The 25005-nt window shown below is 68.8% G+C and carries 21 protein-coding genes; 7 read left to right on the top strand and 14 right to left on the bottom strand.

Translation table 11 applies throughout. The features are described 5' to 3' along the window. Window positions 1-12: 12 nt before the first annotated feature. Window positions 13-984: a LysR family transcriptional regulator gene (locus tag AC13FN_RS11555; RefSeq protein WP_329766192.1), complete on the bottom strand. Its 972-nt coding sequence runs from the start codon at window positions 982-984 to the stop codon at window positions 13-15. A 91-nt stretch (window positions 985-1075) separates the two neighbouring features. Between AC13FN_RS11555 and AC13FN_RS11550 the strand changes: the two genes are divergently transcribed. Further along, on the top strand, window positions 1076-2083 hold the full coding sequence (locus tag AC13FN_RS11550; RefSeq protein WP_049436092.1) for a zinc-binding alcohol dehydrogenase family protein: 1008 nt from the start codon (window positions 1076-1078) through the stop codon (window positions 2081-2083). Window positions 2084-2236: 153 nt separating this feature from the next. Here AC13FN_RS11550 and AC13FN_RS11545 read toward each other — a convergent pair whose 3' ends face one another. Next, window positions 2237-2842: a glutathione S-transferase family protein gene (locus AC13FN_RS11545; protein WP_217014669.1), complete on the bottom strand. Its 606-nt coding sequence runs from the start codon at window positions 2840-2842 to the stop codon at window positions 2237-2239. Between the two features lie 45 nt (window positions 2843-2887). Between AC13FN_RS11545 and AC13FN_RS11540 the strand changes: the two genes are divergently transcribed. The 3 genes from AC13FN_RS11540 (at window position 2888) to AC13FN_RS11530 (ending at window position 5587) form a co-directional block, all read left to right on the top strand. Continuing rightward, a complete protein-coding gene (locus tag AC13FN_RS11540; protein WP_049436087.1) occupies window positions 2888-4444 on the top strand; it encodes a DNA recombination protein RmuC in 1557 nt (518 codons plus the stop codon). Window positions 4445-4515: 71 nt separating this feature from the next. Further along, window positions 4516-4914, top strand: coding sequence for a hypothetical protein (locus tag AC13FN_RS11535; protein ID WP_049486899.1), 399 nt, complete (start codon window positions 4516-4518; stop codon window positions 4912-4914). 127 nt (window positions 4915-5041) lie between these two features. Then, window positions 5042-5587, top strand: a complete 546-nt coding sequence (locus AC13FN_RS11530) for a redoxin domain-containing protein (RefSeq protein WP_197654316.1) — start codon at window positions 5042-5044, stop codon at window positions 5585-5587. A gap of 85 nt (window positions 5588-5672) precedes the next feature. Here the strand turns inward: AC13FN_RS11530 and AC13FN_RS11525 are convergent, their stop codons facing one another. From AC13FN_RS11525 to AC13FN_RS11500, 6 genes are read right to left on the bottom strand one after another with little or no spacing between them, the layout of a single operon-like run. Continuing rightward, window positions 5673-6686, bottom strand: a complete 1014-nt coding sequence (locus tag AC13FN_RS11525; RefSeq protein ID WP_482984418.1) for an MlaA family lipoprotein — start codon at window positions 6684-6686, stop codon at window positions 5673-5675. Window position 6687: 1 nt separating this feature from the next. Next, entirely contained in the window at window positions 6688-6999 is a 312-nt protein-coding gene (locus AC13FN_RS11520; RefSeq protein ID WP_197645807.1) for an STAS domain-containing protein, read from the bottom strand. Continuing rightward, complete coding sequence (locus tag AC13FN_RS11515; protein ID WP_010487479.1) at window positions 6989-7651, bottom strand: MlaC/ttg2D family ABC transporter substrate-binding protein; 663 nt, start codon at window positions 7649-7651, stop codon at window positions 6989-6991. The genes AC13FN_RS11520 and AC13FN_RS11515 overlap by 11 nt, the downstream gene beginning before the upstream one ends. After that, on the bottom strand, window positions 7648-8172 hold the full coding sequence (mlaD, locus tag AC13FN_RS11510) for an outer membrane lipid asymmetry maintenance protein MlaD (protein ID WP_010487482.1): 525 nt from the start codon (window positions 8170-8172) through the stop codon (window positions 7648-7650). Before mlaD ends, AC13FN_RS11515 begins: the two co-directional genes overlap by 4 nt. Window positions 8173-8231: 59 nt before the next feature. Then, window positions 8232-8981 carry an MlaE family lipid ABC transporter permease subunit gene (locus AC13FN_RS11505; protein ID WP_005414955.1) on the bottom strand — a complete coding sequence of 250 codons (750 nt, stop codon included), beginning with the start codon at window positions 8979-8981 and terminating at the stop codon, window positions 8232-8234. Continuing rightward, window positions 8981-9769, bottom strand: a complete 789-nt coding sequence (locus tag AC13FN_RS11500; protein WP_010487485.1) for an ABC transporter ATP-binding protein — start codon at window positions 9767-9769, stop codon at window positions 8981-8983. Before AC13FN_RS11500 ends, AC13FN_RS11505 begins: the two co-directional genes overlap by 1 nt. 189 nt (window positions 9770-9958) lie before the next feature. Here AC13FN_RS11500 and recC point away from each other — a divergent pair, with 189 nt between their 5' ends. Genes recC through recD form a run of 3 tightly spaced genes read left to right on the top strand, consistent with a single transcriptional unit; the run spans window position 9959 to window position 18863 of the window. Continuing rightward, window positions 9959-13306, top strand: a complete 3348-nt coding sequence (gene recC, locus AC13FN_RS11495; protein WP_482984419.1) for an exodeoxyribonuclease V subunit gamma — start codon at window positions 9959-9961, stop codon at window positions 13304-13306. Next, complete coding sequence (recB, locus tag AC13FN_RS11490; protein WP_482984420.1) at window positions 13303-16983, top strand: exodeoxyribonuclease V subunit beta; 3681 nt, start codon at window positions 13303-13305, stop codon at window positions 16981-16983. Before recC ends, recB begins: the two co-directional genes overlap by 4 nt. Beyond that, entirely contained in the window at window positions 16980-18863 is a 1884-nt protein-coding gene (gene recD, locus AC13FN_RS11485) for an exodeoxyribonuclease V subunit alpha (protein ID WP_482984421.1), read from the top strand. Before recB ends, recD begins: the two co-directional genes overlap by 4 nt. Before the next feature lie 394 nt (window positions 18864-19257). On the opposite strand, the gene AC13FN_RS11480 is transcribed toward recD, so the two are convergent. From AC13FN_RS11480 to AC13FN_RS11455, 6 genes are all read right to left on the bottom strand, one after another. Then, the gene (locus AC13FN_RS11480; protein WP_482984422.1) at window positions 19258-19656 is read right to left on the bottom strand and encodes a hypothetical protein; all 399 of its coding nucleotides are present in this window, start codon (window positions 19654-19656) and stop codon (window positions 19258-19260) included. Between the two features lie 50 nt (window positions 19657-19706). Continuing rightward, complete coding sequence (locus AC13FN_RS11475) at window positions 19707-21746, bottom strand: FUSC family protein (RefSeq protein WP_482984423.1); 2040 nt, start codon at window positions 21744-21746, stop codon at window positions 19707-19709. 3 nt (window positions 21747-21749) lie between these two features. Continuing rightward, window positions 21750-23210, bottom strand: coding sequence for an efflux transporter outer membrane subunit (locus AC13FN_RS11470; RefSeq protein ID WP_482984424.1), 1461 nt, complete (start codon window positions 23208-23210; stop codon window positions 21750-21752). Continuing rightward, window positions 23207-24124, bottom strand: coding sequence for an efflux RND transporter periplasmic adaptor subunit (locus AC13FN_RS11465; protein ID WP_482984425.1), 918 nt, complete (start codon window positions 24122-24124; stop codon window positions 23207-23209). Before AC13FN_RS11465 ends, AC13FN_RS11470 begins: the two co-directional genes overlap by 4 nt. Then, window positions 24121-24330 carry a DUF1656 domain-containing protein gene (locus tag AC13FN_RS11460; RefSeq protein WP_329923400.1) on the bottom strand — a complete coding sequence of 70 codons (210 nt, stop codon included), beginning with the start codon at window positions 24328-24330 and terminating at the stop codon, window positions 24121-24123. The genes AC13FN_RS11465 and AC13FN_RS11460 overlap by 4 nt, the downstream gene beginning before the upstream one ends. Window positions 24331-24438: 108 nt before the next feature. Next, window positions 24439-24894, bottom strand: coding sequence for a MarR family winged helix-turn-helix transcriptional regulator (locus tag AC13FN_RS11455; protein WP_012481667.1), 456 nt, complete (start codon window positions 24892-24894; stop codon window positions 24439-24441). Between the last annotated feature and the right edge of the window lie 111 nt (window positions 24895-25005).

The following is a 25005-nucleotide window of genomic DNA, read 5'->3' as shown; positions in this document are numbered from 1 at the left end:
GGCGTTCTCTTGTTACGGGGGGCCGCCATTGTCGGTCAGCGCCGGGATTGGCGACAGGGGGGCGTTGGACCCACCAGGCATGCCAGACAGCAGCGGTTGCAGGTGCTGGCGCAGCTGCGCATGCAGTTGCCGTACCGCTGGCGAGAACTGCTTGCGGTGCGGGCATACCAGCTGCAGCGGAATGTGGCTGCCAACACCGTCCAGCAGCAGCTGCAGGCGGCCGGCCAGCACGTCCTCGCGCAGGTCCAGCCAGGACTTGTAGGTGATGCCTTCGCCGGCCACCGCCCAGCGTCGCACCACGTCGGCGTCGTCGCAGACCAGCGGACCGCGCACCGGAATCACGCTGCGGCGCCCGTCAACCTCGAACGACCAGCGATCGTAGGCGCGGCCACTGAGCTGGTAGACCAGGCAGTCGTGCTCACGCAGCTCGTCCAGGCGGGTGGGCGTGCCGCGCCGCTGCAGATAGTCGGGCGAGGCCGCGAGCACGCGCCGATTGCCTTCCAGCAGGGGCAGGGCGACGTAGTTGGCGTCGTCGAAGTGGCCGATGCGGATGGCCACGTCGACCGGGTCGCGGAACACATCAGCCACTTCGTCGGACAGGCGCAGGTGCAGGCGCAGCCGCGGGTGCGCGGCGCGGAAGGCGCTCAGCCAGGGCAGTAGCAGGTTGCGGCCGAGGTCCGAGGGCGCCGACAGCTGCAGGGTGCCGTGCAGTTCGGTGTCCTCGCCCTGCACGCGCGCCTGGCCCTCGCGCAGGGTGGCCAGCACCTCCTGCGCATACGGCAGGTACAGCGCGCCCTCGCCGGTCAGGCGCAGGCTGCGGGTGGTGCGCACGAACAGGCGCAGGTCCAGCTCGCGTTCCAGCCGCGCCACTGCCGCGGCAACCTGCCCCGGCAGCAGGTCGGCCTCGCGCGCCGCCTGCGAGAAGCTGCCCAGCGCGGCAGTGCGGACGAACAGCTGCAGATCGTCGAAGCGGATCATCTTCATTGCCAGAGTGAAAGTGCTGCCCGATTCTGCGCCTTTCTGCGGGAGCGCGCGCGGCGCAACCTGTCGCCTCCTTCCCCACTGGACCGCTGCCATGCGCGCCATTGCCTACACCCAAGCCGGCCTGCCGATCGATGATGCCCAGGCCCTGATCGACATCGAACTGGAGCTGCCGCAGCCCGGCCCGCGTGACCTGCGCGTGGCGGTGCGCGCGGTGGCGGTGAACCCGGTCGACACCAAGGTCCGCCGTGGCGTGGCCACCGATGGCCCGCGCGTGCTGGGCTGGGATGCGGTCGGCATCGTCGATGCGGTGGGAAGCGAGGTGACCCTGTTCCAGCCCGGCGACGCGGTCTACTACGCCGGCGTCATCGACCGCCCGGGCAGCAATGCCGAGTACCAGCTGGTGGACGAGCGCAGCGTCGGCCGCAAGCCGGCCAGTCTCGACGATGCGGCCGCCGCCGCGTTGCCACTGACAGCAATCACTGCCTGGGAGCTGCTGTTCGACCGTCTGCGCATCCCCGAGGGCGGCGGTGAAGGCCAGACCCTGCTGGTGATCGGCGCTGCCGGTGGTGTCGGTTCGATCCTGGTGCAGCTGGCGCGGAAGCTGACCAAGCTGACCGTGATCGGCACCGCCTCGCGTCCGGATACCCAGGACTGGACGTACGCAATGGGCGCACACCACGTGATCGACCACAGCCTGCCGCTGGCCGAGGGACTGGCACGGCTGGGCATCAGCGAGGTGCAGCACGTGGCCAGCCTGACCCACTCCGACCAGCACTACGCGCAGATCGTGGAGCTGCTGGCGCCGCAGGGCCAGTTCGGCCTGATCGATGACCCGGGCCAGGTGGATGTGATGGCGCTCAAGCGCAAGGCGCTGTCACTGCACTGGGAATCGATGTTCACCCGGCCGCTGTACCGCACCGCCGACATGCAGCGCCAGCACGACCTGTTGAACCGGGTCGCCGAGCTGATCGACACGGGCGTGCTGCAGACCACCCTGGGCGAGCACTTTGGGCGCATCGATGCGGCCAACCTGCGCCGTGCCCATGCGCTGCTGGAGAGCCATCGCGCCAAGGGCAAGATCGTGCTGCAAGGCTGGTAAGGCTCCTGTAGAGCCGAGCCCATGCTCGGCTGCCGTTCGCGCATGGGCGTCAGCCGAGCATGGGTCCGGCTCTACAGAGATTCATCCACGCATGGCATGGATCAGCCGTGTCGACCAAGGTCGACACCTACCAACAGCTGCGGGAACCACGGCTCACGCCACGCCGTTGTCGACGTGTTCGGCGAAACCGGGCTGCTGCCGCAGGCGCTCGAACCATGCGGCGACGTGGGGCAGCGCGGGCTTGCTGCCCGGCGTGCTGCGCCAGCGTTGGGTCGACAGTCCCAGCACGACATCAGCCAGGGTGAAGGTGCTGCCCACCACGTAGCCGTCGGTGGTGGCCAGCTGTGCATCAAGCATGCCGATCAATCGGTTCCACTGCGCCAGGCTGGCCTCCGCACGGGCGTCATCCGGGTAGTCCGGATGCTGGCGCACGCGCGCCATGAACACGTGGCGCCAGGCGCTGTTGAGGTCGCTGGCCTGCCAGTCCATCCACTGCTCCACCCGGGCCCGGTCCTTTGCTGCACGTGGCAGCAGGTCCTCGCGGTCGGCGCGTGCGACCAGGTAGCGGCAGATGCTGTTGGATTCCCACAGCACGAAGTCGCCATCGCGCAGCACCGGCACCTGCCGGTTGGGGTTCAGTGCGGCCAGCAGGTCCGGCGGGGGTGCTGGTTCGTGGTGCAGGGGCAGATCCAGCCCCGCGCGCAGCCACAGCACCTTGCGCACATTGATGGAGGTGGGCTTTCCGTACAGAGCGAGCATGGTCCTGACGCAGCGGCTGAGACTCGGCCAGCCTACACTTGCTCCATGCAAACCGAATATCTGCTCATTGGCGGCCTTCTATTGGCCGTGCTCATCCTGCAGCTGGTCGCCCTGCTGCGCCGCCCGCCGCACGACCGCCTGGAACAGGCGGTGCGCGAGGAGGCGCGCGCCGGGCGCAGCGAACTGCGCGAACAGCTCGATGGTTTTGCCCGCGCGCTGACCGACCTGTCCACCCGCACCGACCAGCGCCTGGACCTGCTGCGCGAAGCGCTGGGTGAGGACGCCCGCAAGGCGCGTGCCGAAGCGGCCGAGAGCCAGCAGCGGGGCGCGGCGTTGATGGGACAGCGGCTGCAGGAACTGCGCGGCCAGCTGGAGACCTTCGGCCAGCAGCAGGAAGCGCGCATCCATGCGTTTGGCCAGCAGCTGCAGGAGCTCACCGGGCGTACCGATACCCAGCTCGGCGCGCTGCGCCAGACCCTGGTGGACGATGCACGCAAGGGCCGCGAGGAGGGCGCGCAGTCGCAGCAGCGACTAACCGAAAGCCTTGGCCTGCGCCTGCAGGAACTGACGCAGCGCAACGAGCAGCGCATCGCCGAGATGCGCACGACGCTGGAAGAACAGCTGCGCGCGCTGCAGAACGACAACGCGCAGAAGCTGGAGCAGATGCGCCACACCGTGGACGAGAAGCTGCAGTCCACCCTGGAAACGCGGCTGGGCAATTCCTTCAAGCTGGTCTCCGAGCGCCTGGAACAGGTGCAGCGTGGCCTCGGCGAAATGCAGCAGCTGGCCACCGGCGTCGGCGACCTCAAGCGCGTGCTGACCAACGTCAAGAACCGTGGCAGCTGGGGTGAAGTACAGCTGGAGAACATCCTCGAGCAGACGCTCACCCAGGAGCAGTACGCGCGTGCGGTGAAGGTGCGCCCGGATAGTGGCGAGATGGTCGATATCGCCGTGCGCCTGCCGGGCCGCAGCAGCGACGACACGCCGGTGTGGCTGCCGATCGACTCCAAGTTCCCGCGCGAGGACTACGAGCGCCTGCTGGACGCGCAGGAACAGGGAGACGCCGAGGGTGTGCGCCTGCAGGGCATCCAGCTGGAGCGCGCGGTGCGCGTGCAGGCCAAGTCGATCTGCGACAAGTACATCGCGCCGCCGCACACCACCGACTTCGCGGTGATGTTCCTGCCCACCGAAGGCCTGTATGCCGAAGTGATCCGGCGCCCGGGCCTGGTCGACCTGCTGCAGCGCGAGCACCGCGTGGTGGTGGCCGGCCCGACCACGGTCACCGCGCTGCTCAACAGCCTGCAGATGGGCTTCCGCACGCTGGCCATCGAGCAACGTTCCAGCGAGGTGTGGAGCCTGCTGGGTGCGGTGAAGAGCGAGTTCGGCAAGTTCGCCGGCATCCTCGAAAAGGCCGAGAAGCAGATCACCACGGTGGGTCGCAGCATCGGCGAGGCCAGCCGCAAGACCCGCACCATCGAACGGCGCCTGCGTGGCGTGGAGTCGCTGGCGTCCGAACAGGCGCAGTCGCTGCTCGGCGATCTGGCCGAGGGTGATGCGGCGGGCGAGGACGAAGGCAGTGAAGGCGACGGCGACGAGACCTGAGCCACGCTGACACGCCGCCTGCATCGCCGATGCGTATGCTGGCGGCCTGTCCGCTTCGATCAGGTATCGTCATGCGCCTGCGCCGCTTCACCAGCCTTGTCCTGACCGCGCTGCTTGCCGCCTGCAGCAGCGCACCACCGGCCGCCGATACGGCGGCCGCACCTGCTGCAGCCACCAGCCCTGAAGCAGCCGAGGCCTACCGCGAAGCGCGCGACGTCGACTGCCAGGCCGCTGGCGGCACCCTGCAGCGGCTGGGCCGGCTGCAGCGCGAACAGTGCGTGATTCCTTACGCCGACGCCGGCAAGGCCTGCAGCCGCAGGAGCGACTGCACGGGCCAGTGCCTGGCCGGCGGCGAGGTGACTGTCGGCAGCGTCGCCACCGGGACCTGCCAGCGCGATGTGCGCCAGAATTTCGGCTGCCGCCAGCGCATTGATGACGGCAAGGCGCAGGGCACGATCTGCGTGGATTGAATCCTGCCTGTAGCGCCGAGCCCACGCTCGGCGGCTGTGGCCATCAGCCGAGCGTGGGCTCGGCTCTACAACAGCGCGCGCGGCGCTATGCTGGTGGGCCATTCCCCGCTGTTGCCGGAGCCCCCGCGTGAGCACCCCGATCCAGGACATTTCCCTCACCACCATCGACGGCCAGCCGTCCTCGCTTGCCGACTACCAGGGCAAGGTGCTGCTGCTGGTCAACGTTGCCTCCAAGTGCGGCCTGACCCCGCAGTACGAAGGCCTGCAGGCGCTGTATGCGGAAAAGCACGCGCAGGGCCTGGAAGTGCTGGGCTTCCCCGCCAACAATTTCCTCGGCCAGGAGCCGGGCAGCGAGGCGGAGATCCAGCAGTTCTGCCAGCTCACCTACGACGTCAGCTTCCCGATGTTCTCCAAGATCAGCGTGGCCGGCGACGACACCCACCCGCTGTACCAGCAGCTGACCGCCGCCCAGCCGCAGTCGATCGGCGAAGGTCCGCTGCGTGAGCGCCTGGCGAGCAAGGAGATTCCGATCCACGCAGCGCCGGCGGTGCTGTGGAACTTCGAGAAGTTCCTGGTTGGCCGCGACGGCAAGGTCATCGCGCGCTTCGCCCCGGACGTGGCTGCCGATGACACGCGCCTGCGCGAAGCCATCGAGGCCGCGCTGGCGGCCTGAGGAAAGCGTGCCAACCGAGGTTGGCACCTACCGGAAAAGAAAAACCCCGCCGAGGCGGGGTTTTTTCATGCACGGGCTGCAGCGATCAGTTGCTCCAGTTCGGCATCGGCATGGCATCGACCGGGATCGGCGAATTGGCATCGTCGTGGCCGCGGTCGCGCTTGCTGCGCAGATCGTTCTCGATCTGGTAGTTGCGGCGCTGCATCCACGCATCGCGTACCAGCGAGTACTCGTCCACGGCGGTGTCACGCAGGTTGTCGATCGCCAGCAGCTGCGCGCGGGTATCGACCAGCTGCAGGCCCTGCAGGCCGATGCGGATCTTGTCCTCTTCGATACGGCGGATCGGCGACAGCGGAATGTCACCGGCCAGGCCGAACACATCACGCACGGTACGCGGGCCGAAGAACGGCAGTTCCACGTAGCGCGAACGACGCCAGCCCCAGGCACCCAGGGTCTGGCCGAAGTCCTCATTGCGACGCGGCACCATCGCCTTGCTGGCCGGATCGAACAGGCCGCCGATACCCAGCGTGCTGTTCATCAGGAAGCGGCCGAGGCTGTCCCACGCATCGGCACCGCGGCCCTGCAGCAGCTGGTTGGTGATGGTCACCGGTGCGCGCAGGTTGCTGAAGAAGTTGCTGACGCCGGTGCGGGCGAAGCGCGGCACCACGTGGGTGTAGGCGGTGGCCAGCGGGCGCGCGATGCCGCGGTCAACCGCGTTGTTGAAGGTGTGCACCTTGCGGTTGAACGGTTCCCACGGATCGTAGGCCGCCGCGCTGCCGGTGTTGCCGGCACCACCATAGAGGGCATCGAAGTCGTCATCACCACCGGGGGCGGTTGCCGCTGCGGCCCTGGCCGCAGCGGTGTCGGCGCTGCGGGCCGGTGCCGATGGTGGCGTGGCCGGTGCAGGTGCGGCAACCACGGCTGCGGCCGGCGCGGCATCGACCGTAGCGGCATCGGCGGTGGGGGCGGAGGCCTCGGCGATGGTACTGGCCGGGACCACGGTGCTGGCCGCCGGCGCATCGCTGCGTGCGGGCTTGCCGGCGCAGGCGGTCAGGGCGGTGGCCAGGACGATCAGGGGGAAAGTGCGTACGACGTTCATGTCAGCTCGCAGCAGAAGTAGCGTTGAAATCCAGGTTGGGCGACAGCCGGTAGGCTGCGCTCAGCTCGTTGTAGCCGGCCGGTGCGCCGGAGATCGCCAGTGGGTGGCCGGCGTTGCGCGCACGTGCCGCCAGTTCGGCCAGCAGCGCCAGGCCGGCGCTGTCCACGCGTTCGACCTCACCCAGCTCCAGCCGTGACAGCTTCGCCGGCAGGGCCTGCAGCTGCGGCCACAGCGCGATCACCGCGGCACGGTCGAGCACCCCGCGCAGGCGCAGGGTGTCGCCTTCCAGAAGCGCCAGTGCGTTACTTGCCATTGCCCGCGGGCCCGGCCTGCATGCTGCCGCTGTGCAGTTCGTTGGCCACCTGCTTGATGCCCTTCTGGCGCAGCGGGGTATCGAACTGGTTGCGGAAGGTCTGCACGTAGGAAATGCCTTCGATGTTGACGTCGAAGATCTTCCACTGGCCATTCACGTTGCGCATCCAGTACTCGACCGGGGTCGGCTCGTTGCCGGCGCGCACCAGTTCGGTGCTCACGCGCACGCCACGATTGCCCGGCAGCGGGCTTTCACCCTTCAGGCGGAAGCTCGGCTTGCCCTGGATGTTGAGCAGGGTCGAGCCGTAGCGCTGCATCAGGCTGTCGGCCATGGCATCGGCAAACAGCTTGATGTCGGCGTCAGAGGCGCCGCGGGCGTGCGGGCCCAGCACCAGGCGCGCGGCGTAGTCGCGGTCGAAGGTGCGGGTCAGCTCGCTGTCGATGTAGCTGCGCAGGCTGGCCGGGTTGCTGGTGAACTCGCTCTTGCGCTGCTGCAGCGTGGACAGGATGCGGCTGCTGGCATCGATCACCACCTTGCCGGCCTGGCTCTGCGTCGCTGCAGCGGCAGGCGCGGCGGCCTGGGCCTGGGCCAGGAACGGGGTAGCCGCCAGCAGCGCCGAGGCGAGCAGGGCCGGGATCAGTTTCATCTTCATGGTTGCGGTTCCGTTGCAGGCGCCTGCGCGCCATCGTTGGGCTTCTGAGCAGCGCCGCCACCGGCGCCGCCACTGAACATGTACTTGCCGACCAGCTGGATCAGGTCCACCGCCGGCTGGGTGAAGACGATCTCGTCGCCGGCCTTCAGCACGTCCGGATCACCGCCCGGCTGCAGACCGATATAGCTCTCGCCGAGCAAACCACTGGTGAAGATGCCGGCCGAGGTGTCTGCCGGCAGGTCCTTGACCTTGCTGTCCATGCGCAGGGTCACGATCGATTCGAACTTCACCGGGTCCAGGTCGATCGAGGCGACCTGGCCAACGGTGACGCCGCCGATCTTCACCGGCGCCTGCTTGCGCAGCTGGCCGACCTGGGAGAAGCGCGCCTTCAGGTCATAGCCTTCACTGCCCCAGCTCCAGCGCTGGTTGGTCGAGGCCACGGCCAGCACCATCAGCGAGGCCAGGGCCAGCAGCAGGAATGCGCCGACAGAGAATTCAAGTCTGGGACCGCGGATGGCCATGTGGATTACCTGATCGAGTCGTGGTGGCCGCGCGCGCCTGCGCACCGCCGGTGGAGGGGTTAGGTGAACAACATTGCCGACAGCACGAAGTTGAACATCAGCACCAGCAGCGAAGCGTTGACCACTGCACGGGTGGTCGCCACCGAGGTGCCCTCGATGGTCGGCTCGGCATGGAAACCAACGTAGGCGGCGACCAGCGCGGCAGTGCCGCCAAAGATCGCCGACTTCAGCATTGCCACGCCGAAGTCGTCCCAGAAATCCACGCTGTTGCGCAGCGCTGACCAGAACACGCCGTTGTCCAGGCCCAGCACATGCACCGCTTCGAAGTAGCTGGCGCTGATCGCCAGCGAACAGAAGATGCCGGTCAGCAACGGCACGGTCAGCACCGCCGCCCAGAAGCGCGGCGCCACCGCCTTGGCCACCGGGTCGATCGCCATCAGCTCCAGCGCCTTGATCTGGTCGGTGGCACGCATCAGGCCCAGTTCGGCGGCGATCGAGCTGCCGGCGCGGCCGATGAACAGCAGCGCGGTCAGCACCGGTGCCAGCTCACGGTACAGTGACAGGCCGAGCAGGGTCGACAGCGCGTCGGCCGCGCCGAAGGTGGTCAGCGTGCGGTAGCCCTGCAGGGTCAGCACCAGGCCGACGAAGGCACCGCCGACGGCGATGATCGGCAGCGAGCGCGCGCCGATCTTGTAGATCTCGCGGGTCAGCTCGGCCAGGAAATCACGCGTGGGCAGCGAACCGCGCAGCACGGTCAGCGAGAACAGGCCGGCGCGGCCAAGCGAGCGGGTGGCTTGGACGAACGGCATCAGGCAACCCTCGCGCGTGGCGCGGCATCGAACGGAATCGGGCCATCCGGCTGGCCGTGCAGGAACTGCCGCAGCAGCGGGTCCTGGCTGGACTGCAGTGCCTCGGGCGTGCCCTGGAACACGATGCCGCCATTGGCGATCGCGATCACCTGGTCGCAGATCGGCAGGGTCTCATGCACGTGGTGGCTGACGATGATGCTGGTCAGGCCCAGGCTGTGGTTGAGGCGCTGGATCAGGCTCATGATCACCCCCGAGGCGATCGGGTCCAGCCCGGTCAGCGGCTCGTCGTAGATCATCAGCGGCGGGTCCAGCGCCAGTGCACGGGCCAGCGCCACACGGCGCGCCATGCCACCGGACAGCTCGCGCGGCCAGGCATCGGCGGCGGCCAGCAGGCCCACTGCATGCAGCTTCATCTGCACCAGCCGGCGCAGCACGGCGGTCGGCAGGCGGGTGTGCGTGCGCAGCGGCAGGGCGACGTTCTCGGCCACGGTGAGGTCGGTCAGCAGGCCGTTGCCCTGCAGCAGCACGCCCACGCTCTTGCGCATTTCCAGCAGCGCGCCGCTGTCATGCGGGATCGGCTTGCCGAACAGGGTGACCTCGCCGGCGACCGGGCGCAGTTCGCCGGTCAGCGCCGCCAGCAGGGTCGACTTGCCGCTGCCGGACGGACCGAGCACCGCGGTGATGCTGCCCTTGGGCACCTGCAGCGACACGTCGCGCAGGATCGTGCGTCCGCTCCGGTCGATGCGGACGTTGGATAACTGCACCAGACTGGAGGTGGAAGCCGACATGGGCACCATTAACGTTTTTTAGACATCGAAGGATCGGGCCCGTCGGCTGAACATAAGCAGACTGGACGGTCCAGTATTGTTGCACGGCAAGGCCTCGCGCAGGCCGGGACAATCACCCGGCAGCCCGGAACAATCCGTACCGGCGATGGGCTGACCATTGAATACTGCCTGCCGTCCTGCACACTGTGCATGATGAGTGACCCAGGCAGCGATTTCCGCCTCTACCATTCCAACTCCCTGGACGTGCTGGCCGCGCTGCTGGCGCGCAACGTGCGTGCGCCGGTACCGGGCCAGCCGCTGCTGGCGCCGGAAGTGGTGCTGATCCCGCAGGTGGCGATGCGGCGTTGGCTGCAGGCGACGCTGGCGGCCGAGTTCGGTGTGGCTGCCAACCTCGAGTTCCTGACCCCGGGTGAGTTCGTGGCGCGCGCGCTGAAGGCCAATGTCAGCGGTGAGCAGGACGATCTGGACGCCGCCGGCCTGCACTGGAAGCTGTATCAGGCGCTGCGCGATCCGTCGTTGCTGGCGCAGCCACCGATGCGCGCGCTGCAGTCCTATCTTGCCGGCGATGATGCTCTGAAGCCGTGGGCGCTGGCCGGCGAGCTGGCCTCGGTGTTCGAGAAGTACCAGGCCTGGCGGCGTGACTGGCTGCTGCGCTGGGCGGCCGGGGCCGATCCGGCCGATCCGCAGGCAATCCTGTGGCGCACCATCACCCGGGGCCACGACTATCGCGCCCGCCGCATCCAGGAGTACCTGGACCGCTTCGAAGGCGCCGGCCAGCCGCTGCCGCAAGGCCTGCCGCCGCGCATGTCTGCGTTCGCGACGCTCAACATCTCGCCCGACGTGCTGCGGGTGATGGCCACCCAGGCCCGGGTGGGCGACCTGCACTTCTATATGCCCACCCCGGTGCAGTCGTACTGGGGCGACCTGCAGACGCTGGCCGAGCGCCTGCGCAGCGGCGCGCCCGATCCCTTCGGTGAAGCGGCCGGCGAGAACCGCCTGCTGGAAGCCTGGGGAGCGGCCGGCCGCGACTTCATGGCGGTGCTGGGCAGTTACGAGGTGGTGCACCCGGCCGGCGAGATCGCCGCCTATTCCGATCCGGAGGAGGACACCCGGCCGACGCTGGACGAAGGCGGCCTGTCCGACAGCCTGCTGCATCGCTTGCAGCGCGATCTGTTCCACCGCCGCGCACTGCCCTCGGGCGAGCTGCGCGACGGCCTGCGCAGCGACGACCCCAGCCTGCAGGTACACGCCTGCCATACCCGGCTGCGCGAGCTGCAGGTGCTGCACGACCAGCTGCGCAGCCTGCTGCAGGACCCGCGCTTCGACCCGCCGTTGCAAGCACGCGAGATCGCGGTGCTGGCGCCGGACATCGATCCCTATGTGCCCTACCTGGAGGCGGTGTTCGGCGGTCGCGGCGGCGAGGAGGAGCACATTCCGTATGCGCTGGCCGACAGCAGTCCACTGGCGGGCGAGCCATTGGCCGATGTGTTCGTGCACCTGCTGGGCCTGCCGGTCTCGCGCTTTGGCTTGAACGAAGTGCTGGACCTGCTGGCCAGCGCGCCGCTGGCCGAAGCGGCCGGGCTGGAAGCGGTGGACTTCGATCGCCTGCACGGCTGGCTGCAGCAGGCCGGTGCACGCTGGGGCCTGGATGCGAAGCACCGCAACCAGCACCAGGCACCGGCCGACGACGCCTACACCTGGCAGTTCGCGCTGGATCGCCTGGTACTCGGCCATGCCACCGGCAGCGATGCCGACCTGGCAGGCGTGGCGCCGTGGATCGAACTGGAAGGCGGCGCGCTGGACGCGCTGGACCGGCTGCTGCGCCTGCTGCGCGTGCTGGCGATCTATCAGCGTCGCCTCGGCGAGCTGCTGACCCCGGCGCAGTGGCGGCAGCGCCTGCTGTCGCTGCTGGATGCACTGTTGCCCACCGCGCCCAGCTCGCCCAACAGCCAGCGCGCGCTGGAGCGCCTGCGCAAGCTGCTCAACCAGTTCGCCGACGATGCCGCCAAGGCCGGTTTCGAAGACGGCGTGCCGCCGGAGGTGGTGCGTTCGCACTTCGCCGGGGCGCTGGGCGAGGCCGATACGCGCGCGCCGCTGCTGACCGGTGGCATCAGTTTCGGCCGCATGGTGCCGATGCGCCTGCTGCCGTTCCGGGTGATCTGCGTGCTCGGGCTCAACGATGGTGATTTCCCCCGCCGCGACCCGGCCGCTGGTCTCAACCAGCTCACCGCCGAGCTGGATACGCCGCGTCGCCGCCCAGGTGACCGCTCTACCCGGGAAGACGACCGCTTCCTGTTCCTGCAGCTGTTCGCCGCCGCGCAGGAGGTGTTCTATCTCAGCTATCTCGGCGCCGATCCGCGCGATGGCAGCGTGCGTGAGCCGTCGGTGCTGGTCAGCGAACTGATCGATGCCGCCGCCGCGTATCACCTCGATCCGCCTGCGGCGGTCCGCGACTTCACCGTGCGCCATGCCCTGCAGCCGTTCTCGCCAGCCGCGTTCGGTGATGGCGACCCGCGTCGCTTCAGCTATCGCCGCCAGTGGCATCCGGCCGCCGGTCGCCTGACCGGCCAGCGCGGTGGCCTGCAGCCGTGGTTCGATGCACCGTTGCCGCCGCCGCTCGACGATGCGGTGGAAGAGGAGGTCGCGCTCGATACCCTGCGCCGCTTCCTGTGCGACCCGGCCGGGCAGTTCCTCGCACAGTCGCTGGGCCTGCGCCTGGCCGACGATGTCGACGAGGTTGATGACCTGGAACCGCTGGTGCTGTCCTCGCGCGGGCCGGAAAAGCGCAGCGTGCAGGCGGCGGTGGTGCGCGCCACGCTCAGCGGCGATACCGAGCCGTTGTACCCGCGGCTGCGCGCGCGTGGCCTGCTGCCCTCGGGGCCATTGGGCGAGCGCCAGTTCGAGGTGGAGCAGCTGAAGACGCGCCCGTATGCCAGCGCGCTGCTGGGCTGGATGCAGGGCGAACCATTGGAAAGCCGTCGCTACGAAGTGGACATCGATGGCGTGCGCCTGCATGGCCGCGTGGCCGATCGGCATCCCGAAGGGCTGGTGCGCCTGCGTGCCGGCACGCTCAATGGCAACGCAGTGATTCGTCAGGGCCTGGACTGGCTGCTGGCCAACGCCGCTGGCGACGCGCTGCCACTTGTGCAGTTCCACGATGGCGGCGACGCCGGTCCCGGCCCACATGTGCTTCCGGCACTGAGCGTTCCGGCTGCGCGCGCGGCGCTGCGTGCGCTGCTGCAGTTGCGCCAACGTGGCCTGCGTGAGCCGCTGCGCTTTGCCCCGTACACCGGCTGGGTGCTGTACAACGCGCCGACAGAAAAACAGCGCAGCGAAGGCTGGAAGCAATGGCACGGCAGCGACCGCACCTGGGGTGAATCCAGCAGCGACGCCTGGCAGCTGCTGCTGCGCGGCGCAGACCCGTTCGCCAGCGATGCCAGCTATGCCGACCTGCTGCGTAACAGCCAGGTGGTCTTCAGCGCGGTGCGCGAAGGCCGCACTCTCGGCGCCGAAGCACGCCAGGAGGGCAACGCATGAGCACCGCCATCGCCGAAGACGGCATCGAATCCCTCAGCCGTGATCCCTACCTGACCCTGCCGCTGGACGGCATCCGCCTCATCGAAGCCAGCGCCGGCACCGGCAAGACCTTCACCCTGGCCACGCTGTTCACCCGCCTGGTGGTGGAGCAGGGCCTGCGCATCGGCCAGATCCTGGCAGTGACCTTCACCGACGCCGCTACCCAGGAACTGCGCAAGCGCATCCGCGAGCGCCTGGCGCTGGCCGCACGCCTGGTCGATCTGGAACCGGCCGAGGGCGAAGCGCCGGACGTGCGCCTCACCCGCGCGGTGCTGCAGCGTCATCTGCACGAGGGCAGCGAAAGCGCCGCCGCATTGAAACGCCGTCTGCAGGTGGCGGCCGACGAGATCGATCTGGCGTCCATCTTCACCATCCACGGCTTCTGCACCCGCGTGCTGCGCGAGCATGCGCTGGAGAGCGGCCATACCTTCGATCCGCCGGAACTGCTGGCCAGTGACCGCGAGCTGCTGGAGGAGCTGGCGGCCGACCTGTGGCGGGTGCACGCCAACGACCCGGCCACGCTGGAGCCGCTGACCTGGCTGTGGTCCAACCCGGACGCGCTGGCCGCCGATCTGCGCGCGTTGCTGGGCACGCCACCGCTGCATCCGCTGCCACAGCCGGTGACACTGGCCGATCCACACCCGGCATTGCAGAGCGCGGCAGAAGCACTGTCCGCAAGCGTGCGCGAGCATGGCGAGCAGTTCTTCATCGACCTCTGCGATGCGGTCGACAACAAGTGGCTCAACGGTGTGTCCTACAAGTTGGGTTGGCTGCACCCGCTGGGCCGGCAGCTGCTGGCCTGGGCCGGGCGCGCCGACCCGCGCGAGCTGCTGATCAGCGAACGCCTGCCGGCGCTGCTGCCGGAGGCGTTGGCCGCCAAGACCAACAAGAAGTTCGCCGAGCGCACGCCGTCATCCGCTTTGCAGACGCCGTTGGCGCGCTATGTCGCGTTGCTGGCCGAACGCGATGCCTGGTTGCGCGCTACCGCGCTGAATTTCCTGCACGCGCTTCGCGCCGACGCCACGCAGCGGCTGCAGGCGCTGAAGCGCACGCGCCGGGTGCAGACCTACGACGATCTGATCGATGGGGTAGCGCTCGCCCTGGAAGGCCCGCAGCGGCTGGCACTGGTGAAGCAGCTGCGCGCGCAGTACCGCATCGCGCTGGTCGATGAGTTCCAGGACACCGACGACCGCCAGTGGGGCATCTTCCACACCGTCTTCGGCGATTCGCCGGAGGTGCGTGAACTCGGCCTGGCGCCGGCGCTGTTCCTGATCGGTGATCCCAAGCAGGCGATCTACGGCTTCCGCGGCGGCGACATCCACACCTACCTGAAGGCCAAGCAGGTGGCGCAGCAGGCGCCGGTACTGGACCAGAACTTCCGCTCGCGACCGGCCGTGCTGCGTGCGCTGCAGGCGCTGTATGACAACGGTGGCGAGGACGCCTTCCTCGAACGCGACATCCAGTTCGAGCCGGTGCGGCCCGGTGGCGTGCGCGTTGACGAGGATTACCTGCGCGATGGCCGCGCCGCCGTCGCGCTGACCCTGCACGTGCTGCGCAGTGGCGGTGACAAGGCGATGAGTGCCGACGCCTCGCGTGACGCGGCCACCCAGGCCTGCGTCGCCGCCATCCACCAGACCCTGGTCGATGCGCGGGCCGGCAACGCCGTGCTGCGCGGGCGACCGGTGCAGCCCGGTGACATCGCGGTGCTGGTACGTTCACATCGCGAGGCCACCCTGGTGCAGCGCGCGCTGCACCAGGGTGGCATTCCGGCAGTGGCAGCCGGCAAGCAGAGCCTGTTCGCCACTCCTGAAGCGCGTGATCTCCGTGCGCTGCTGCTGGCATTGCTGCAACCGGCCGACGAAGGCCGCTTGCGTGCGGCGCTGGCCACCGTGCTGCTCGGCCAGCGCGCAAGTGCGATTGCGGCGATGGAACGCGAGGGCGACCTGCAACGCGGGTTCCAGGCACAGCTGCTGCATTGGCGCGAACGCTGGCAGCGCGGCGGACCGTTCGCGGTGATCGCCGACGTCTGTGCTGCACAAGGCGAGCGCCTGCTGGCGCTGATCGATGGCGAGCGCCGCCTGACCAACTATCTGCAGCTGGGTGAACTGCTGCAGGAAGCCTCCGCACAGGCGCTGGGCATGCACGGCCTGCTGGACTGGCTGCAGGGGCAGATGGCCAGCGCCGACCAGGATGACGAGCAGCAGCTGCTGCGCCTGGAGTCGGACGCGCGCCGCGTGCAGATCATCACGCTGCACAAGAGCAAGGGCCTGGAATACCCACTGGTGTTCCTGCCGTTCGTCGGCATCGACGGCGGTGCGCCGAACACCGCCTCGCACTGCACGGTGCATGTGGGCGGCCAGCGCCAGCTGCACTGGAAGCTGGACAAGGACGAGGCCTGGGAAGCAGCCACCGCGCAGCGCGAACGCGAGCAGCGTGCCGAAGATGCGCGCCTGTTGTATGTCGGCCTGACCCGTGCCGAGCACGCGCTGTGGATCGCCGTGGGCGACCTGGCCGGGCTCGGCAGGACGCGCCTGGCGCCCCTGCTGGGTGATCTGCAGGGGCTGCGCACACATGGCGATGTACATGTCGACGACAGCGAAACGCCGGCCACGCTGCCGCAGCTGGCGGCCGAGGTGGAAGGTGAGCTTCCGGCGGTGCGTGCACTGACCCGGCGCGTGCCGCATGACTGGTGGGTGTACAGCTTCACCCAGCTGGCCCATGCCGATGGTGGCGCCGGCGACGATATCGAAGCGGCCGCCACCGAACTGCCAGCACCGGCGGCCGACGAACCGGCTGGCCCGGAACTGCCGCTGGAACCGGCCCTGCCGGAACCCACCGCGGCCGCCGAAGACAGCGCACCGCTCGATCCGCGTTTCATGGGCAGTCGCTTCGGCAACGTGCTGCATGAGGCAATGGAGAACGTCGACTTCGCTGCATGGGCGGATTGGCAACCGGGAACGGAAGCGCCCGAGGGGCAGGCCGAGGTGCTGCGCAAGGCGCTGCACGACGAAGGCTATGCCGATGTCGACCTGGACGATGGCGTGGCGGTGCTGATGCCGCTGGTTGGCCACACGCTGACCGTGCCGCTACCCGAAGGCGGTGCGCTGCACAGCCTGGGTGAAGGCGAGCGCCGCGCAGAAATCGACTTCCATTTCGCCATCGAACCGACCACGGTGCCGGCGCTGCTGCAGGTCCTTCATTCGCACGGCGTTTCCAGTGGTCGTCGAGGCTTCGGCCAGCGTCGCCGCCTGGAAGGGCTGATGACCGGCATGATCGACCTGACCTACGTGCGCGACGGGCGCTGGTACGTGCTCGACTACAAGTCCAACCGCCTGCCCGGCTACAGCCCGGATCTGCTGGCCATTGCCATGCGGCACAGCGAGTACGACCTGCAGGCGCTGATCTACACCGTGGCCCTGCATCGCTGGCTGCGCTTCCGCCTGGGCGCGGCCTATGACTACGAACGTGACATGGGCGGCATCCGCTACCTGTTCTGCCGCGGCCTGGATGCTGCCGGCAATGGCGTGCATGTGGATCGTTTCCCGTTGGCGTTGGTAGATGCGCTGGACGCGCTGTTCGCCGGTGGCGAGCAGGCCCAGGCCGAACTGGCCGCACGTGCCCGTGGAGCCAGCGCATGAGCTTGCTGCACGAGTTGTATCGAAACGGCCAGCTGCGCACTCTCGATCACGCACTGGCGACCAGCCTGCAACGCTTGCGGGAGGATACCCCTGACAGCGTGGCAGTGGCGGCGGCGCTGGCCTCGCTGGCGGTGTCGCAGGGCCACGCCGCGTTCGATCCGGTACAACCGCAGCGGTTGCTGGAAGGCGTGCCCGAGTGGCCTGCCGCGCACGACTGGATGGCACAGCTGCGTGCGTCGCCGTGGGTGGCGACACCCGAGCAGTCCGACGCCATCGCCGAGGATGCGCCACTGGTGCTGGAGAATGGCCTGCTCTACCTGCGCCGTTATCGCGAGTACGAGCGTCAGTTGGCGGCCGGGCTGCAGCGCATCGGCCGGCATCCGCTGCCGGCGCCGGACATGACGGCGTTGGCGCCGCTGTTCGCGCAGCTGTTCCCGCAGGCATTGACCAGTGAAGATCACCAGGCACGCGCGGCCGGGGTGACCCTGCGCCATCCGCTGGCGCTGGTCACCGGCGGCCCCGGCACCGGCAAGACCACCACCATCGCGCGCCTGTTGCTGCTGCTGGCCGCACAGGCCCGGCATGCCGGCCAGCCGCTGCCCGAGGTGGCGTTGGCCGCGCCGACCGGTCGCGCTGCCGAGCGCATGGCCGAGAGCCTTCGCGTAGCCGTGCAACGTCTGCAGGAACAAGGAGTGGATGCGACGCTGTGCGCGGCATTGCCCAGTACCGGCACCACCCTGCATCGCCTGCTCGGCGTGATTCCCGATTCACCGCGCTTCCGCCACCACGCTGATAGTCCACTGCCGGTGGATGTGGTGGTGGTCGACGAAGCGTCGATGATCGATCTGCCGATGATGGCCAAACTGGTCGACGCGATCGCCAGCGGCACCCGGCTGATCCTGCTCGGCGATCCCGACCAGCTGCCGTCGGTCGAAGCTGGCGACGTGCTCAGCGCGATCCTGCGCGCCAGCGGCGATGGCATCGGCACCCGTGCTGACGACGCGCGGGCACTGCATGGTCTGCTGGCGCCGGCCACCTTGCAGCCGCAGGCCGCACCGCGCGCCTTCGCTGGCCGCCGCGTGCAGCTGCAGCGCGGTTACCGGCAGAGTGATGCACTGGATCTGGCACCGCTGGCACACGCCGTGCGCGAGGGTGACAGCGGTACTGCAATGCAGCTGCTTCGCAGCGGTGAACTGGCCGGCGTACATTTCCACGAAGGCGAAGCCGATCCACTGCGTGGCCAGCGCGAGCACCTGCTCGGCCACTGGCGCGCACTGGCTGAGGCCGCCGACCCGGTACATGCCCTGCAGCAGGCCGGGCGCCTGCGCGTGCTGACCGCATTGCGCGAAGGCCCGCAGGGCGCGCGCGGGCTCAACAGCCGCATCGAACAGCTGCTGGCCGGCAACACACCGGGCTACTTCCAGGGCCGCCTGCTGCTGGTCACCGAGAACAGCTACCGGCACCGCCTGTTCAACGGCGATATCGGCATCTGCCTGCGCGATGGCAGTGGCGCGATGGTGGCCTGGTTCCCCGGCGACACCGTCGACCAGCCGCGCGCCTTCCACCCGGCCGCACTGCCCGCGCACGAAAGCGCCTTTGCGATGACCGTGCACAAGGCACAGGGCTCGGAGTTCGACGAAGTGTGGTTGCAGCTGCCGCGCCAGGACAGCCGTGTGCTGTCGCGCGAGCTGGTCTACACCGGCCTGACCCGCGCCCGCCAGCGCCTGCACGTAGCAGGCAGCGCAGAGGTGCTGCAGGCCGCATTGAAACGCCACGCCAGTCGATTGGGTGGCCTGGCCTGGCGGTTGGGTGCGGAAGACGTGATCGAAGCACCCTCGACACTGATCGAAGAACCGACGGTGCAGGGCCAGCTGTTCTGACCTCACTCCTTCCAATTCCTCCAATCACAACGCGCACCTTCATCCACGCATGGCGTGGATCTACCGTGTCGACCAAGGTCGACACCCACCAGAAGCAAGCCATGCCATTCCGACAGATCGCGGGAATCTATCGAAGGCGGGGTGGGTCCGGTTGCGGGGGGCGTGAGCCGCATGGGCCCGAGGCATGCCTCGGGCGGGTTCGGCAGGACGCCCAACCCCGGTCTTGCCGTGTGCGCAGGACAGCGCACACGAGCAAGCGGCGACCGAGCTTACAGGGACGTACTTGCAGCGTCCCCCGCAACCGGACCGACCCCGCCAACCCACGGATAGCACGCATCTGACGTTGCCGTTGCCGTTGATTCGGCAGGTGCAGGGCGCAGCCCTGCCGCCAGACCTACTCCGGCATCAGCACCAGGCCATCCGGGAACACAATCGCGGCTTCATCGGCGCTCACATCAAAAAACCCCACGCCGTGCTCCTCGGCCAGGTCCTGCACGCGGCCATGCGCGCGCTCGGCCACCGAATACGCGAACGCGCCATAGATCACCTGGTGGCCGATGCTGTACTCGGTCACTTCGGCACGATCGTCATCGTCGTTGCTCAATGGGCCGTTCAACGGCGGGAAGTCCTGCGCCATCTCCGCGAACCACGCCTGCAGCGCCGGGCTGCTGACGGCCGGGTCGTCATACTCGTGGCGCTCGTTCCACTGCGTCTGCTTTTCGAACCAGGCGATGAACGCCGCCGCCTCACGCGGGGCGGCGCTGGCCTCGAACACCATCATGTCGTAACTCATTGAACCGTCCTGTTGCAGTGCCGGGGTCTGTGGGCACACAGGGTAGCGCGCTACGTCTGCGTCGCCGTGTCCATTGCCAGCCCCGGCGCCAACGCTTTCGCCTCCGGGAACAACGCGAAGCGCAGTCCGATCAGGCCCATCAGTGCCTCGTCGCGGGCCTTGCACGCACCCACGCTGCCGACCCGGCCCAGCGAGGTATCCAGCCGCTCGCGCAGCGCGTCGGCCGCCACAATGGGTTTGCGCGCGGCGATCTGACGGCGGTAATGCCCGGCGATCTCTTCCAGGATGTGCTCGACCGCTTCGCGGCTGCGCTCGGGCAGTTCCAGCCGGGCGCGGCGCAGCTGCAGGATGTTCAGGCCGATGCGCGCTTCGTTGAGCATGTCCACCGAGGCGATGTCGCTGCCTTCCGGCGTCGCCGCCAGGCGCGGTGCGAGCAGGCCCAGCAGGTCGAGCATGCGTGCGGCGAAGCGCTGCCGGTCCTGCTGGCCACGGCCTTCGGCGGCCTCGGCCAGCGTGGTCCAGCCTTGCCGCACCAGCCGGCGCGCGGTCCATTCGGCACCGACCGAACGGAACAGGCGGGTCATCACCACCGCAAAGCCAATGCCGATGAACATCGCGATGGACGAGTTGAGGAAGGTCTGGATGTTGGCGCTGTAGGTGTTCTGCAGGCTCAGCAGCGCGGCCAGGTTCACTGTCAGCGGCAGTGCGAACAGCGCGCTCTTGGGGTGGTGCAGCATCAGCCCCAGGGGCAGGAACGCCACCGCCAGCACCAGTGCCAGCAGGCCAAAGTCGTGCACGGCCGGGAACACGCCGAACAGATACACGCCGGCCACCACCGAGGCGACCATCGCCCACACCAGGAACGACACCATGCTCGGCGCCGGATCGTCCTGTGCGGCGAAGAACGCGGCGGTCACCGCGGCCATCATCGCACCGTTGCCGCCGCCTTCCCATCCCAGCGCGATCCACAGCACGCAGTAGCTCATCAGCGCCACGCCGGCGCTGAGCGCGGAGAACAGCGCCATGCCGTAGTCGACGTGCTTGTCGGCGGCCACCCGTTCGGTGCGGATGCGGTAGTGCGCGCGATCCAGCGGTGCGGTGCCGTGGTCGATCGCGTGCTGCAGGGTGCGACAGTCCTGCCACAGGTCCACCAGCTCCTCCAGGCGCAGCAGCAGGCTGGCCAGCTGCAGGTGCTGCAGGTCGCGGTCCACCTGCGGCTTCAGCGCACTGATGCGCGCGCGCAGGCGGGCGTACTCGCTGGCATTGGTCGGCCCGTCGAGCCAGTCGTGGATGGCGTCGATCAGCTCCGGCAGGCCTTCCGGCAACGCCTGGCCATCGCTGCGCAGCGCACTCAGGCGGTCGGCGATCGAGGACAGCACCGGCAACAGCAGCAGCATGCGCTCGCGCAGGCGCTCCATCGACACCGCTGACCCTGCATGGCGTGGATCATCGCGGCGCAGGAATTCGATCAGCGCCTCGAACTGCACCAGATCGGCGGCCAACCGGTTGCGTGGCGCGTGTGCACGGCCACGTTCCAGGATCTGCCGGCACCACTGCGCGGCGTCCTCCATCCAGTTGCCGATGCGGGCGCGCAGCATCGGGCGCACCGAGGCCGGGAACAGCAGCGAGGCGAACAGCACCGCCACCACCGTGCCGAGGATGATCTCCTCGCTGCGCGCCACCACCGTGTCGAAGATGGTTTCCGGCGAGGTCACTGCGGGGAAGCCGATGAAGGCGGTGGTGTAGCCGGCCAGCAGGAACGCGTAGCCGCGCGGCCCGCGGTTGAGCAGGGCCATGAACAGGCAGCCGGCCAGCCAGATCGACATCGCCGCGCTCAGGACCAGCGGCGTTTCCACCAGTGCCGGCAGCACCAGCAGGGTGGCCAGGCCGGCCACCAGGGTGCCGACGATGCGGTACACGCCCTTGGCACGGGTAGGGCCCAGCAGCGGCTGGCTGACGATGTACACCGTGCCCATCGCCCAGTACGGGCGCGACAGGTTGCCGGCCATGGCGATGTACAGCGCGGCCACCGCGGCCAGGTAGGTCTTGATCGAGAACAGCCAGGCCTGGCGGTCGGTCAGCGCGTTCATGGCTTACTTCGCTGCGGTCGAGGCGTTGGGCGCGGCGGCGCTGGCCTGCCAGCCACCACCCAATACCAGGAACAGGTGGATCTGGTCGCGCGAGACCTGCGCTTCGGCAGCGGCCAGGGTGGCATCGCTGGTGGCCAGGCTGCGGTCGGCATCCAGGCTGGACAGGTACGGCGTGCGGCCACCCTGGTACAGCCGGCGGTTCTGCTCGGCAGCCAGTGCGGCCTGTTCCTGCGCGATGCGCAGCGACTGCAGCCGGCGCAGGTCCTGCGCATAGCGGTCCAGCGCGGTCTGGGTCTCGCGCAGCGCCTGCAGGACCGTGTGGTCGAACTCGGCCAGCGCCGCGTCGGCACCGGCTTCGGCGGCGTGGATGCGCGCGTGCGTGCCCGACGACGGCAACGTCCACGAGATCAGCGGGCCGATCGACCAATGCTGGGTCATCGGCGTGCCGAAGTCTTCCAGCAGGCCGGCGGCACCCACCGAGGCACCCAGGCGGATGTCCGGATACAGCTCGGCGGTGGCCACGCCAATCCGCGCCGTGGCCGAGGCCAGCTTGCGTTCGGCCTGGCGCACGTCCGGGCGGCGCTGCAGCAGCGTACGGCCATCACCGACCGGCAGCGGCTGCGCCAGGCCGGGCGCGTGCGCGCAGTCGATCACGCCGGCCGGCAGCTGGCCCGGGGTCTGGCCCAGCAGTGCGGCCAGCGAATAGGCGGCCGCCGAACGCTGCGCATGCAGCGGAGGCAGTGCGGCCTCCAGCAGCGCCACCTGGGCATTGGCGCGGGCCAGCTCCGGCGGCGTGCCGCGGCCCGCGGCGATCAGGCGCTCGGTAACGGTGCGGCTGCGCTGCTGCAGCTGCAGCGAATGCTCGGCCACGTGCAGTTCGTGGTTGGCATGGCAGATCTCCAGGTAGCTGTCGGCCACCTGTGCCACCACGCTGACCTGGGCCAGGTCGCGCGCGGCAGCGACCGATTGCTCGTCGGCACGCGCCGCTTCGGCGCCGCGCTTGAGCTTGCCGAACAGGTCGAACTGGTAGCTGACCGCGAACTTGCCATCGGCCAGGTTGATCACCGGCAGCTCGTGCTCCTGCAGGAACGACTCGGCCGACAGTTGTGCGCGGCTGACGCCGGCCTCGGCCTCGTACTCGAAGCCACCGGCGTCCAGCGCCTGTTCGTACACGGCGGCGGCACGGCGCAGGTGCGCATCGGCGGCCTTGAGTTCCACATTGTCACGCAGCGCCTGGGTGATCAGGCCGTCCAGCACCGGGTCGTTGTACAGCGACCACCAGCGGTCGGGCAGCGCCTGGTTGGCGGCCACCTGCGGGTTCTGCGTATCGATGAAGGCCGCATTGGCCTCCGGGCGCTTGAACGCCGAGCCTTCCGGCAGCGCGTAGTCCGGGCCGACGGTCCTGCACGCGGCCAGGCTGGCCAGCGCGACGATCAGGCCGAGACGGGGCAGGGTGGCGTTCACAGGCCCGCCTGTGTCGGCGCGGTGCCGACCTTGTCTGCATGCGTCGTGCTGTTGGTCTGTACGGTCACCGTGGCGGTACGGCCGGCAATCAGCTCAACGCCCTTTGGCACTTCGTCGATGGCGATGCGCACCGGAATGCGCTGCGCCAGCCGCACCCAGTCGAAGGCCGGGGTCACGTTCGGCAGCAGGGTGCTGCCGTTGCTGCGGTAGCGGTCCTCGATGCCAGCGGCGATGCTTTCCACGTGGCCACGCAGCGGCGTCGATTCACCCATCAGGCGGATGTCCACCGTCTGGCCCGGTGCCACGCCACGCAGTCGGGTCTCCTCGAAATAGCCATCAATGCGGAACGAGCCGGTATCCAGCAACGCCAGCACCGGCTTGCCGGCCACCACGTAGTCGCCCACGCGCAGGGTGCGGTCGTTGACCCGGCCATCGGCCGGCGCGCGCACCTCGGTACGGCCCAGGTTGAGCTCGGCCAGGTCGACCGCCGCCTGTGCGGTGGCCAGCGCAGCCTGTGCAGCCTGCAGCTTGGCGCGGCGCACTTCGGCATCCTCGGCGGCGACCAGATCCTGCAGGCTGCGGTCGCGACCGATCTCGCGGCGCAGCTGGGCGACCGAGGCCTGGCGCTCGGCCAGGCTGGCCTTGGCCTGTTCCAGCGCAATGCGATAACGGGCGCGATCGACCACGAACAACAGGTCGCCCTTCTTCACTGCCTGGTTGTCGGCCACGTCCACCGTTTCCACCAGCCCGGACACGTCCGGCGCCACCTGCACCACGTCGGCACCGACATGCGCGTCGCGGGTCCACGGCTCATTCATGTAATAGACCCACAGCTGGCGCAGCACCAGCAGGGCGACGATCACGGCTGCGCTGGTCAGCAGTATGGGCAGGGTCTTCTTCACGATCTTGTTCACGATTGCATCCAACGCAGGAGGTGGAACAGCAGGCCCAGCACGATCCCGTACAGCGCCAGGTTGAACAGTGGCGGGTGCCATATATGGCGATAGGCACCGGCACGCTGCAGCAGCGCGTGCAGACCGCTGTTGATCAGGTAGGCCAACAACATCAACCCGAGCAGGGTCGGGACGAACACTCCATGGAGACTGAATTCACCGGGCATCGGAAGGGGCGGGGGCGAGGTGGGGGAGGGGAGGGACAACAAAACAACGGCAACGGGCAAAAGCCGCTGGCGTATGCACGGCAGCGGCGGTGTTCGGGGGCAGCGCTCTTACGTGATGCGGTCGGCGGCCTCGGCCAGCAGGCGCCATGCCTTCAGCACGGCGTGCAGTTCATCCATGGAAAGCTCGCCGAACACGTCCTGGCGCAGGCCGATCAACTGGTCTTCCAGCTCGCTGACCAGCGCGTGGCCCGCGTCGGTCAGCCACAGCAGGTTGGCGCGGCGGTCACTGGCATCGCTTTCGCGGCGGACCAGGTCGCTGGCGCACAGCTTGTCCAGCAGGCGCACCAGGGAAGGCCCCTCCATGCCCAGCTGCTGGGCCAGCGCCACCTGGCGGATGCCACCGCCGGAGCGGCCGATCATCAGCAGCGGCATGGTGCAGGCGGTGGAGATGCCGTAGCTGCCGAGCCGGCTGTCGGCCAAGCGCTGCCACTGCCGCCCTGCGTACAGCAGGCCGGAGCTGAGCTGCATCTGCAGCACGGTGCGCTCGTCGAGGGGTCGGTCCATAAGAGATAGATAGGATACTACTAATTTCATTCCTATCAATGGTTTTTGCTGAATGGGTGGGTGGGTTGAGGAAAGCGTTGCGCCTGCCTGGTGCCGGGTGGGGCGGCGGGG

The sequence above is a fragment of the Stenotrophomonas sp. 115C5 genome, assembly GCF_056861055.1.
The sequence above is the reverse complement of the archived record's forward strand: the minus strand, read 5'-3'. Positions and strand labels throughout refer to the sequence as shown.